This window comes from Kitasatospora sp. NPDC058492, from assembly GCF_042720685.1.
In the GTDB taxonomy this organism is placed as follows: Bacteria; Actinomycetota; Actinomycetes; order Streptomycetales; family Streptomycetaceae; genus Kitasatospora.
Window position 1 is genome coordinate 1 of sequence record NZ_JBHXMU010000020.1, and the last position, 11,886, is coordinate 11,886.

Sequence of the window (11,886 nt, forward strand, 5' to 3'; positions counted from 1 at the left end):
GCCCCTCGCCCGTGCTGGGCGAGGGGCCGACGCGTGCCTGCGGCGGGCCGCCGACACGGCCCAGGCCGCCCGGTCGAGGTCGACGCGGGCGGCCTGGGCCGTTGTTGTGGTTGCTCGGGTGTTCCTTGCCCCGGGCAGGGCCTAGCTGTGGCGACCGCGACGGCGGGCGGCCAGGACGGCGAGACCGCCGAGGCCGAGCAGGCCGACGCCGGCCAGGCCGAAGACCATCGGGGCGTTGCCCGCGCCGGTGGAGGGCAGCTCACCGCCGCCACCGGGGTGGTGGCTGGTCGGGTGCTCGGACGGGTGGTGGCTGGTCGGGGCCGGGCCCGAGCTGGACGGACTGGCCGTGGGCGACGAGGACGGGGACGACGACGGCGAGGAGGAGGGCGAGGAAGACGGGGACGACGACGGCGAAGAGGACGGCGAAGAAGACGGGGACGACGACGGCGAAGAGGACGGCGAAGAAGACGGGGACGACGACGGCGAAGAAGACGGCGAGGTGGACGGCGACGGGCTCGGCGTCACCTGGCAGTCCGGCAGGTCCCCGTCGAACGGGTAGCTGTGGATCTCGTAGCCGCCGGTGCCGGTGTGGATCAGGTTGCCCGCGAGGTACACCCGGCCGTTCATCCCGGGCTGGGCGATGGTCGTGGTGCCGCCCGGGTTGCCGGCCAGGACCGAGCCCTGGAACTGGGCGCTGCCGAGGATCTGCGCCGAGGTCGCGGTCGGGAAGTTGTACATCAGCTTCGACCGCATGTCGGTGGTCTGGTCCCCGGCCAGGCCGGTGCCCGTGTAGGTGTTGATGATCGGGCTGTCCCCGAGCATGTTCACCACGACGGTGGCCCCGGCCGGGATGTTGTCGAAGACCAGTCCGATCTGCCCGCCGCTCGGCGAGGCGAGGTTCTGGGTGACGTTGAAGACCTGCTTCAGGCTGGTCCCGTCACCGGTGAAGGTCGCCTGGCTGGAGGAGATGTCGACGGTGCCGGTCGCGGTGGCCTTTCCGACGCAGTCGGAGATCTCCTCGATCTGGGTGAGCACCGTCTGGTACGGGGCGGCGGCGTTCGGGTCCTGGATCGCCTGGCCGGTGGGGTCGATGCTGACGGTGCCGGTGACGCTGCCCGCGTGGCGCAGGTTGCCGAAGGCCGGGCCGTGGGAGTCGCTCCCGCCGATCAGGATCGAGTTGCCGGTCACGACGTCGACGTTGCCGCCGGTGGTGACGAAGTCGCTGCCGTTGGGCGGCACGACGCGCGAGCCGACGCCGACGACGCCCATGTTGTAGATGCCGCCGCCGTTCTTCTCGACGGTCAGGTTCCCCAGCGTGACGATCTTGCCCTCGGCCTCGGCGGCGCGACCGGTCACGGTGTAGTTGCCACCGGTGAAGACGTTGATGCTGGCGTCCCGGCCGGGGAAGTCGCCGTTGTTCGGCGGCGGCCAGGTGGCGGGGCAGTCGGGGCCCGTGCAGGCGCCCAGTGGTGGGGCGAGCGGAGCAGCCGAACCGACCGTCAGCACGGCCGCCAGCGGCAGCGCCGCGACGACGGTCGCCACGGCGACCCGGACGGTCCGACGCCTGCGGGTGGCGGGTTCTCTTCTCACGGCGGTCGTTCTGTGATCCGGCGTACCGGTGCCCTGACCCATCGACACATTCCTCCGCGCATAGGAAAAAGAGCAGGCGCGCATAACCTGCCCCGTTCGTACTATCTGCTGGCGATCCCGCAGATCCGGGACATCCAACCTCAAATCGGGCGATTCCTACCCTACAGATCTTCAGATCCGATCCGAAAATCCACCGCGCGGCGCAGCGGTCCCCTCCCACCGGCCCTGCCTGGACGACGTCCGCGCCGCCCCCGCCCGACGTCCGCGCCCGTTAGGTTGGAGCAATGACCTCCGAGGCCCAGGACCAGAGCACGCCGCTCGTCGCCGTCGCGTCCGCCGACGCCGTACTGCGGCACCCCGAAGCGGGCGAGCACCTGCTCACCCCCCTCGAACGCGAGCGCGCCGCACGCTTCCGGCACGAGTCCGGGCGGATCGACTTCACCGCCGGCCACGTGCTGGTCCGGCTCTGCGCCGCCCGGCTGCTCGACGTCCCGGCGGCCTCGCTCACGCTCGCCCAGCAGTGCCCGGACTGCGGCCTGGCCGACCACGGCAAGCCGTACCTGCCGGACCACCCCGAGGTGCACGTGAGCCTGTCGCACACCCGGGGCGTGGTCGCGGCCGGAGCCGGCCACCAGCCGGTCGGGGTGGACGTCGAGCTGGCCGCGCGCGGCGGATCGCTGGGCGCGGTCGCCCGCCGGGTGCTCTCCCCCGCCGAACTGCGCCTGGTCGAGGCGGCACCGGAACCGGACCAGGCGTTCCTGCGGCTGTGGGTGCGCAAGGAGTCGCTGATCAAGATCGGGCGGGCCACCCTGGACACCCTGGCCTCCGTCGACCTGTCCGACCTGCCCCTGGACGTCCCGCCCGGCGCCCCGCTGCGCAGCCGCCACCAGGACCTGCACCTGCTCGACTGGGCCGACCCGGAGCACGGCGCCGCCGTCGCGGCGGTCAGCACCGCCGCGCCGAGGATCGTCCAGCTGACGACGGCGGGCTGAACAGGGCGGAGCACTGCAGTCCTGCGGAACGAGCACGCCCACCCGCGCGGCGGGCCCCCGGATAAGCGGTGTTAGCGTGCCTGATCGCGGGCGCGCCGCCACCGGACGCCCGTCGCACCAGCTGCCCACCGCCGGATTTAAGGGTGTCCCCGCCATGGCCAAGTTCCTGCTGAGCCTGCACGTCCTCGCGTCGGTCCTGTTCATAGGCCCGGTCGCGGTGGCCGTCAGCATGTTCCCGCGCCGGGCCAAGGCCGCGCTGGCCGGCGGGCCGGACCAGGCCTCGGACGCGGGCGTGCTGCGGATCCTGCACCGGATCACCCAGGTCTACGCCCTGCTGGGGGTCGCGGTGCCGGTGATGGGCATCGGCCTGGCCCAGGTGATGGACGTGCTCGGGCAGTCCTGGATCATCGTCTCGATGGTGCTCACCGCGATCGCCGCGCTCTCGCTGCTGCTCTTCGTCCTGCCCGGGCAGCAGGCCGCGGTGGACGCGCTCGGCGCCGACACCGCACCGGAGCAGCACGCCAAGGCCGTCCAGGGCCTGCGGCTGCTGCCGATGACGGCCGGGGTGTTCAACCTGCTGTGGGCGGTGGTCGTGGTGCTGATGGTCATCCGGCCGGGGTCGAGCACCGGCGTCTGAGCCGGACCCCCGAAGCCGTACCGAACGAAAAGCTCCACCGCCCAGCCGTGCCACCCGAATCCACGCCGACCGGGCCGGAAGGCCCTCTCCCCCGGGGCGGGCCCGGTCCAGTACCGTCCTGGCCATGACGATCATGGCGGGCATGGGCAGCCCGACGGGTACCGGAGTCGGACCGCTGCTGCGCGGCTGGCGCGAACGGCGCCAGCTCAGCCAGCTGCAACTGGCCCTGCGGGCGGACTCCTCGACCCGGCACCTCAGCTTCGTCGAGAACGGCCGGTCCCGCCCGAGCCGGGAGCTGGTGCTGCGGCTCGCCGAACACCTGGACGTCCCGGTCCGCGAGCGCAACACCCTGCTGCTCGCGGCCGGCTACGCCCCGCACTTCCCCGAGACGCCACTGGACGACCCGTCGATGGACGCGCTGCGCGGCGGCCTGGAGCGGCTGCTCGCCGCCCACGACCCGTACCCGGCGCTGGTCGTCGACGGGACCTTCCGGGTGCTGGCGGCCAACCGCTCGCTCGGGCTGCTCCTCGACGGCGTCGCCCCGCACCTGCTGGAGCCGCCGCTCAACGCGATGCGGATCGCCCTGCACCCCGAGGGGCTGGCGCCGCGCATCGTGAACCTGCCGCAATGGCGGCGGCACCTGCTGGAGCGGGTGGAGCACCGGATCGAGCTGCTGCGCGGCGAGGCGCTGCGGCGGCTGTACGAGGAGGTCGCCGGCTACCCGACGGCGGCGGACGACCCGGGCCCGGGCGGGGAGCAGGCGGACGGCGCCGGGCTGTCCCCGTTCGCGCTGCCGATGCGGATCCGGCACGAGGGGCGGGTGCTGTCGTTCCTGTCCACCATCACGACCTTCAACACGCCGCTGGACGTGACGGTCTCCGAGCTGGCCATGGAGACCCTCCTGCCGGCCGACGCGGAGACGGTGCGGTTCCTCCAGGACGCGGTCGGCCCGGAGCGCTGACCCCGGTTCAGGTGCGACGCCCCCCGGTGCCGCCCCCGTCGCGGCGGCGCAGTGCGGTGAACTGGAGGACGGCGAACAGGGCCACCACCGCCGCCTGCACCGGGATCCAGACGGCGCCGGCCGTGGTCGGCTCCAACCAGGCCGCCATCGCCACCAGGCTGAGCACCACCCAGACGGCGTTGAGGTCGATCACCGCCTGCACCGCGAGCCGCGGCGGCCGCCGGCGGGCGGCCAGGGCGCCGACCCCGAGGGCGTAGCCGGTGAGGAAGAGCCCGAGGGCGAGCAGGACGCTGCGGCCGACCCCGAGCAGTTCGCCGACCGGGCCGGCGAAGGCCAGGTAGACGAGGCCGTTGCCGCCGGTGACCAGGGCGTCCAGGACGAGCACGCCGCGCACCGTCCACAGGGGGGAGGCGGAGCCGGGGCGGGCGGGCGTGAGGGCGTTCGCGGACATGGCGGATCAGCCTCCTGACGGGGATGGGGCCCGGCGGCGGTGACGCCGGCCGGGTCCCCCCACCCTGCCCGCCCGGCCGCCGGGCGTCGATTACCCCGCAGGTAAGGGCCCGGGGCCGGGGGTGCTCAGGACCGCGCCCCCGGCGACCGGCCGCCTCAGCCCGCCGGGGCGAGCCCGAAGAGCGCGGCGGCGTTGTCGTGGCAGACGGCCCGCAGCCACTCCTCCCCCAGGCCCAGCCCGGCCAGTGCCTCCAGCTGGTGCACGTACCGGTACGGGATGTTGGGGAAGTCGCTGCCGAGCAGGACGCGGTCCTGGAGGCCGCGCAGGCGCGGCAGTTCGGCGCGCGGGAACGGGACGTCGGCCTCGGCGAAGTCCGTGAAGGCGATCGTGGTGTCCAGCCGGACGGCCGGGTGGCGCTCGGCCAGGTCGAGGAAGTCGCGGTACTCGGGCATGCCGAGGTGGGCGACCACCAGGACCAGTCCGGGGTGGCGCTTCAGCACCTCGCCGATCGGACCGGGGCCGGTGAAGTTGCCCGGCACCGGTCCGGACCCGCAGTGGGTGACCACCGGCGTGCCGGTCTCGGCGAGCAGCCCCCACACCTCGTCCAGCTGCCGGTCCGCCGGGTCGTAGCCGCCGACCTGCACGTGCGCCTTGAACACCCGGGCGCCGTCCTCGATCGCGCGGGCCACGTAGCCGGGCGCCTCGGGCTCGGGGAAGAACGTCGCGGTGTGCAGGCACTCCGGGGTGCGGGCGGCGAAGTCGGCCGACCACGCGTTCAGCCAACCGGCCATGCCGGGCCTGTGCGGGTAGAGCATCGAGGTGAACGCCCGGACGCCGAAGTCCCGCAGCCGCTGGACGCGTTGCTCCTCCGCCTCGCGGTAGGTGATCGGCCAGGGCTGGTTCACCAGCGGGCCGGCCGCGTCGAAGTACGCCCACACCTTGTCGAGGACCTTCTTCGGCATGAAGTGGGTGTGCACGTCGATGAGGCCGGGCAGGCCCAGGGCCTGCCAGAACGCGCGGACCTCCTGGGATTCGCTCACGCCGGCACCGGGCGGGCCCGGTCGATGATCCCGGCGGTGTCGACGCCGGACGGCAGGGTGCCGAAGGCGGAGCCGCGGTCCCCGGCGAGGCGGGTGGCGCAGAACGCGTCCGCCACCGCCGGGCTGCCGTGGCGGACCAGCAGCGCGCCCTGGAAGGCCAGCGCCATCGACTCGACCAGTCGGCGCGTCCGGTACTCCAGGTCGGCCTGGTCGGTGAGCTGCTTGCGCAGGTCGGCGACGGCCGCGTCCAGCCGGCGGTCCGCCCCGGCGGCGGCGTCGAGCTCGCCGAGGAAGGCCTCGACCGTCTCCGGGCGCTTGGCCATGGCGCGCAGCGCGTCCAGGGCGGCGACGTTGCCGGAGCCCTCCCAGATCGACACCAGCGGCGCCTCCCGGTAGAGCCGGGGCATCCCGGACTCCTCGACGTAGCCGTTGCCGCCCAGGCACTCCAGCGCCTCGGCGGCGTGCGCCGGGCCGCGCTTGCAGACCCAGTACTTGGCCACCGCCAGGCCCAACCGCCGTACCAGCGCCTCGGGTTCGTCCCCGGCCAGGGCCAGGTCGGTGCTCCGGGCGAGCCGCATCGCGACGGCGGTGGCCGCCTCGGACTCCACGACCAGGTCGGCGAGCACGTTGCGCATCAGCGGCTGGTCCACCAGCGGCCGGCCGAACGCCCGCCGGTGCAGGGCGTGGTGGACGGCCCGGGTCGCGCCGTAGCGCATGCCGGAGGCGGCGCCGACGGTGCAGTCCAGGCGGGTCATGTTGACCATCTCGATGATGGTCGCCACCCCCCGCCCCTCCTCGCCGACCGGCCAGCCGACCGCGCCGTCGTACTCCAGCTCGGCGGAGGCGTTGGACTTGTTGCCGAGCTTGTCCTTGAGCCGCATCAGCTGGAGGCGGTTGCGGGTGCCGTCCGGGAGGACGCGCGGCAGCATGAAGCAGCTGAGCCCGCCCGGCGCCTGGGCGAGCGTCAGGAAGAGGTCGGACATCGGCGCCGAGGTGAACCACTTGTGGCCGGTCAGCCGGTAGGTGCCGTCCGGGTGCGGGGTCGCGGTGGTGGTGTTGGTGCGGACGTCCGAGCCGCCCTGCTTCTCGGTCATCGACATGCCGGCGATCAGCCCGCGCTTGGTGCGCGGCTCGCGCAGCCCGAAGTCGTACGTGGTGGCGGCCAGCAGCGGCTCCAACTCGCCCGCCAGGGAGGGGTTCGCGCGCAGGGCCGGGACGGCGGCGTAGGTCATCGAGATCGGGCAGGTGTGGCCGGCCTCGACCTGCCCCCAGACGAAGAACTTGGCGGCCCGGGCGGAGTGGGCGCCGGGCCGCTCGTCCCGCCAGGGCGCGGCGTGCAGGCCGTGGGAGACGGCGGTGCGCATCAGCTCGTGCCAGGCCGGGTGGAACTCGACCTCGTCGACGCGGTGGCCGAAGCGGTCGTGGGTGCGCAGGACGGGCGGGTTCTCGTTGGCCAGCCGGCCCCACTCGGCGGCCTGCTCGGAGCCGGCCAGGCGGCCGAGCTCGTGCAGTTCGGACTCGGCCCAGCCGGCGCCGGCCCGGTGCAGGGCGGCGAGCAGGGTCGGATCGGCGGCGGTGTCGTGTCCGTACGGCAGGGGCACCTGGTTGGTGACCTCATGCGTCGCTGTCATCGCGTCCTCCCAGGGCACGCAGGGTGAAGGAGACCAGTGCGGGGACCACGTCGGTGGTGCCCGCCGGCTTCGTGGGCGCGGCCGTCCGTGCGGGCGCGGCCGTTGCCACAGGCGCAGGCACAGGCACAGGCACAGGCGCGGCCGCGAGCGGGCCGGCCAGCGCCTCGCCGACCGCGCCGACCAGCGCGGCGGCGGTCAGCACCGGGTCCTGCTCGGGAAGCTCGCCGCTCGCCACGGCGGCGGCGATCTCGGTGGCGATCACGTCCCGGAACGCCCGGCGGAACACCAGGCGCTCGCTGTCCACGACCGCGTCGGCCGGCTCGACCAGCAGCGCGTACGCCAGCCGGGGCGCGCGCAGGGCGCGGGCGGCGAAGGTCTCGACGACCGCGGCGATCCGCTGCCGCGGGCCCTCCCGGAGGGCGACGGCCGCGTCGACGGCGGCCATCTCGCGGGTGACCACCCGGCGGAACAACTGCACGGACAACTCGGCCTTGCTGGCGAAGTGCTGGTAGAGGCTTCCGGTGGCGATCCCGGCACGGTCCGCTACGGCGGCCATCGTGCAGCCGCCGTAGCCGCGCTCGGCGAGCAGCAGGACAGCTGCCTGCAGCACGGCCTCGCGCTGGGCGTCCAGCCGGGCTTGGACGGCGGGCGTGCGTCGGTAGGCCATAAAAGCATTGAAGCACTGATTCAGTACTTCAGATAGGGCCCGGCCCGTCCCGAGCGGGCCGGCCCCGCCAGATACGCGAGGAGGCCGCCCCCGGGCTGGGGGCGGCCTCATCCAAGGCGTCACACAGCGCTACGACCTGCCGGTCACAGCGGGTGGCGCTTTACAGCGGGTGGCGCTGCGACTCCAGCTTCAGGCCCTCCTCGTCGAGCGGGCCGAACGGCGGGATCTGCTGCTTCTTGCCGAGCGAGCGGGCGGCGTCCTGGTCGCCCAGGCCGGCCCACTCCAGCACCTTGGCGGTCGCCTCCGCCGACTGCGCGGCCGGCAGCTGGCCGATGTTGGAGCCGTGGTTGCCGCCCGGCACGGTGTAGACGTAGCTGTCGTCACTGCCCCGGCCGAGCTTGAACGGCTTGGCGCCCCACGGGTCGTTGCCGCCGTAGACGTAGATGATCCGCTCGGCGTCGTGCTTCACCCAGCGGTCGATGTCCCGCATCGCGTTCGGGTTGAAGGAGATCGGGATGTCCTTCGGCACGTACGACCGGGCCGAGTACAGCTCCTTGTAGTCGTAGTGCAGCACGCCCTTGAGGTGCGAGACGTCGAAGAACGGCGCACCCAGCTCGGTCGCGGCCTGGTAGTAGTACGCGGTGTACTTCGCCAGCGACTGGTCGCTGTTGCCGGTGATGCCGGACTGCGAGTCGAACCACGCGTACAGCGCGTCGTCGGTCGCGGTGGCCGCGGCCGGGACCTTGGCGCAGTCCGCCTCGGTGCTGTACTGCCAGAACGCCCAGACCACGTCGAGCACGCCCGCCTCGTACGCCCGGTCCGGCGTGCCGAGGGTGTTGAAGGTCGAGCCGGCGGCCTTGTTGTCGGCCACGTAGCGGGTCTCCAGGCGGTCGCGGCGCACCAGCAGCTCGCGCTGGGCGGCGTTCAGCGCGGCCCGGCATTCGGGGGTGCCGACGGTGCGGAAGAAGTTGGTGTAGGCCGCGTAGTCGTTGACGTCGGTGTTGTTCGGCGCCACGTACGCGATCGTGCCCACGACGTCGTCCGGGTAGAAGCGGCGGAAGTAGGTGGAGGACATGCCGCCCTTGCTGGCGCCGGTGGAGAGCCACTCCTGCTGGTAGATCCGCTTGAGCGCGGTCACCAGCCGGTGCGAGTCGGCGGCCTGCTGGCGGATGCCGGCCTTGGACCAGTCCGCCGGCTCGGGGCGCGACGGGGTGAAGTACCGGTACTCGATGGACACCTGGTTGCCGTCCACCAGCCGGGTCGGCTCGGTGCGCGACGGGTTGGTGCCCAGCGTGTAGCCGTTGGTGTAGAAGACGGTCGGGCGGTCGTAGCCCCGGTGCAGCACGCTGAAGCGCTGCTGGAAGGTGCCCAGCCAGGGGCGGAAGTGGTCGATCGGCTGGGTGTAGGTGAGCAGGAAGTAGCGGTGGCCGGTGGTGGTCGGCTTCTCCTCGGTGATCGTCACCCCGGGGATCGCCGCCAGGCGGTCCTTGATGTCGGCATTCGGGTCGTCGGCGGGGCTCCGGCCGTGGGCGGCCTCGGCGGTACCGGCGCCCTGGGCACCGGCGGCCAGCGCCGGGGTCGCCAGGCCGCCGAGCGCGAGCAGCGGTATCAGCAGGACGGAAACCAGCAGCCTTCGCAGCGTGGTGGTCATCAACTCTCCATTGGTCACACGGATATGACTGCCGCCCTGTCGGGACGACAGTGCGGCACGGGTGGTGCGCCGGCCGCCTGGTGGACGGCCGAATGGGCCACCCGCCGTTCACGGGTGGCCCATCGGGGATCGGTGCTGGTCAGCGGGGTCGCCCCGGTTCCGTCACCGCGGTTCAGGTCAGGGCCTTCGCCACGGTCAGGTCAGGGCCGTCGTGACGGTTCAGGTCAGGGCCGGACCAGGGTGCAGCCGGGCAGGGTGAGGTCGAACCGGTTGCCGGCGGCGAAGCAGGCCGGGATGCCGTAGGTCTCCTGGGCGTAGCCGATGCCCTGGTGCACCGTCACCGAGCCGTTCTCGTCGACCTCACACGGGTTGTCGAGGGTGCAGGACTCGCCGTTCTCGTTGATCGTGTTGTTGACCGCGACCACCTGCCCGGTGTTCGCGTCCACCACCGGCGAGCCGGAGGTGCCGCCGATCACGTTGCAGCCGGAGGTGTAGCGGACCGAGTCCTTGAAGGTCCAGTCCGCCTCGTTCAACTGGTAGGCGAAGCCGTCGATCGAGCAGGAGTAGATCTTCTTCCAGTAGCCCGAGACGACCTTGATCGAGGTGCCCTGCGTGGGGTGGGCGGCGGAGATGGTCAACGGGGCGATCCCGTACCGGGACTGGATCGAGGCGTAGCTGGTGTTCAGCTGGTAGATCGACACGTCGGTGTCGGTCATGGCGCCGTAGACCACCTTGGTCGCGCGCAGGGTGCCGAGCCCGCTGCCGCTGGAGCTGAGGAGGGTGAAGGTCCGGCTGGAGGGCTGGTTGAGGATCACCTCGCCGGGGCCGGGCATGCCGGACTCCAGGCAGTGGCCGTTGGACAGGACGAGGGCCGGGTCGCTCGCGGCCGAGCCTGGCATCCGGACCAGCGAACCGGAACAGTTGTTGAGGGCCACCGTCCCGGCGAAGTTGACGGCTCGGGGGGCCGCCTTGGTGTCGGTGACCTGGGCCTGGGCGCTCAGGGACTGGCCGTCCTGGGCCGCGACGGACACGGCGGCGGGGGCCTCCGCGGTGGCGGCCTGGGCCGGGAGGGCGCCGGCGAGGGCGGTTGCTCCGGCGACCAGGACGGTGGCGAGCATGCCTATGAGCGGCTTCTTCATGAGAGACCTCTCGGTGTGGGGGTGCACCAAAGCTGTCGCGGACATGACTCACTGTCAAGAGTCAAGACGACACCAAGAAAGCACTTCGGCCGCAATGGCTCGTTCGCGCGGTGGCGGCGGTCCGCCGGCCCCTCCCTTCGCACGGCCGATCGCGTCAACCCGCCCCACGGCCCCCGTCCGCCACGTACTGTGGCGACATCGGACGGGTGACCACAGGGGGCAGGAGTGACTACCGAGTACCGCAGCGACGCGCCGTCGGAGCCCACGGGGGCGGGCGGGCGGTTGCTCGCCGTGAGCGACCTGCACATCTCCTACCAGGAGAACCGCGACCTGGTGGAGAAGATCCGGCCCACCACCCCCGACGACTGGCTGCTCGTCGCCGGAGACGTCGCCGAACTCACCACCAGCGTCGAGTGGGCGCTCGGACTGCTCGCCGAACGCTTCGCCCGCGTGGTGTGGGCCCCCGGCAACCACGAGCTGTGGACCCACCCCGAGGACCCGGTGCAGCTGCGCGGCGTGGCCCGCTACGACCACCTGGTCGACCTCTGCCGGAACCTCGGCGTGCTCACCCCCGAGGACCCGTACCCGCTCTGGCAGGGCGCCGGCGGACCGGTCCGCATCGCCCCGCTCTTCCTCCTGTACGACTACTCCTTCCGCGCGCCGGGCACGACCACCAAGGAGGAGTCCCTGGCGGCCGCCTACGAGAGCGGCATCGTCTGCGCGGACGAGCGGATGCTCCACCCGGACCCGTTCCCGGACCGCGACTCCTGGTGCCGCGAGCGCGTCCGGCTGACCGAGCAGCGGCTGGCGGCCTGCGACCCGGACGTACCGCTCGTCCTGGTCAACCACTACCCGCTGGTCCGCCACCCCACCGAGATCCTCTGGTACCCCGAGTTCGCCCAGTGGTGCGGCACCGAACTGACCGCGGACTGGCACCGCCGCTTCAACACCGCGGCGATGATCTACGGCCATCTGCACATCCCCCGCAAGACCAGCTACGACGGCGTCCCGTTCGAGGAGGTCTCGCTCGGCTACCCGCGCGAGTGGCGCAAGCGCGGGCTGCCGGAGCCGCTGCTGCGCGAGGTCTTCCCGCAGGCGTAGGTACGCGCTGCCCCGCCGCCGGACCG

Annotated in this window: 11 protein-coding genes; 4 read left to right on the forward strand and 7 right to left on the reverse strand. The window is 72.8% G+C overall.

Annotation, left to right across the window (positions count from 1 at the left end; genetic code table 11):
• Positions 1-141 precede the first annotated feature (141 nt).
• A complete protein-coding gene (locus ACFWPI_RS15490; RefSeq protein ID WP_380375130.1) occupies positions 142-1,590 on the reverse strand; it encodes a choice-of-anchor A family protein in 1,449 nt (482 codons plus the stop codon).
• A 284-nt stretch (positions 1,591-1,874) separates the two neighbouring features.
• Between ACFWPI_RS15490 and ACFWPI_RS15495 the strand changes: the two genes are divergently transcribed.
• The 3 genes from ACFWPI_RS15495 to ACFWPI_RS15505 all read left to right on the forward strand — a co-directional run bounded on the left by ACFWPI_RS15495 (position 1,875) and on the right by ACFWPI_RS15505 (position 4,180).
• Positions 1,875-2,582, forward strand: coding sequence for a 4'-phosphopantetheinyl transferase superfamily protein (locus tag ACFWPI_RS15495; RefSeq protein ID WP_063347417.1), 708 nt, complete (start codon positions 1,875-1,877; stop codon positions 2,580-2,582).
• A 154-nt stretch (positions 2,583-2,736) separates the two neighbouring features.
• Complete coding sequence (locus ACFWPI_RS15500) at positions 2,737-3,219, forward strand: DUF2269 family protein (protein ID WP_063347418.1); 483 nt, start codon at positions 2,737-2,739, stop codon at positions 3,217-3,219.
• 124 nt (positions 3,220-3,343) lie between these two features.
• On the forward strand, positions 3,344-4,180 hold the full coding sequence (locus ACFWPI_RS15505; protein WP_380375128.1) for a helix-turn-helix domain-containing protein: 837 nt from the start codon (positions 3,344-3,346) through the stop codon (positions 4,178-4,180).
• 7 nt (positions 4,181-4,187) lie between these two features.
• Here ACFWPI_RS15505 and ACFWPI_RS15510 read toward each other — a convergent pair whose 3' ends face one another.
• From ACFWPI_RS15510 to ACFWPI_RS15535, 6 genes are all read right to left on the reverse strand, one after another.
• Positions 4,188-4,631: a hypothetical protein gene (locus tag ACFWPI_RS15510; RefSeq protein ID WP_380375127.1), complete on the reverse strand. Its 444-nt coding sequence runs from the start codon at positions 4,629-4,631 to the stop codon at positions 4,188-4,190.
• A gap of 155 nt (positions 4,632-4,786) precedes the next feature.
• On the reverse strand, positions 4,787-5,671 hold the full coding sequence (locus ACFWPI_RS15515) for an amidohydrolase family protein (protein ID WP_380375125.1): 885 nt from the start codon (positions 5,669-5,671) through the stop codon (positions 4,787-4,789).
• Complete coding sequence (locus tag ACFWPI_RS15520) at positions 5,668-7,302, reverse strand: acyl-CoA dehydrogenase family protein (RefSeq protein WP_380375123.1); 1,635 nt, start codon at positions 7,300-7,302, stop codon at positions 5,668-5,670. The genes ACFWPI_RS15515 and ACFWPI_RS15520 overlap by 4 nt, the downstream gene beginning before the upstream one ends.
• Positions 7,286-7,969, reverse strand: coding sequence for a TetR/AcrR family transcriptional regulator (locus ACFWPI_RS15525; RefSeq protein WP_380375121.1), 684 nt, complete (start codon positions 7,967-7,969; stop codon positions 7,286-7,288). Before ACFWPI_RS15525 ends, ACFWPI_RS15520 begins: the two co-directional genes overlap by 17 nt.
• Positions 7,970-8,129: 160 nt before the next feature.
• Entirely contained in the window at positions 8,130-9,620 is a 1,491-nt protein-coding gene (locus ACFWPI_RS15530; protein ID WP_380375119.1) for a S28 family serine protease, read from the reverse strand.
• Between the two features lie 224 nt (positions 9,621-9,844).
• Complete coding sequence (locus ACFWPI_RS15535; protein WP_380343765.1) at positions 9,845-10,759, reverse strand: serine protease; 915 nt, start codon at positions 10,757-10,759, stop codon at positions 9,845-9,847.
• Between the two features lie 225 nt (positions 10,760-10,984).
• Here ACFWPI_RS15535 and ACFWPI_RS15540 point away from each other — a divergent pair, with 225 nt between their 5' ends.
• Positions 10,985-11,860, forward strand: coding sequence for a metallophosphoesterase (locus tag ACFWPI_RS15540; RefSeq protein WP_063347425.1), 876 nt, complete (start codon positions 10,985-10,987; stop codon positions 11,858-11,860).
• The last annotated feature ends 26 nt before the right edge of the window (positions 11,861-11,886 follow it).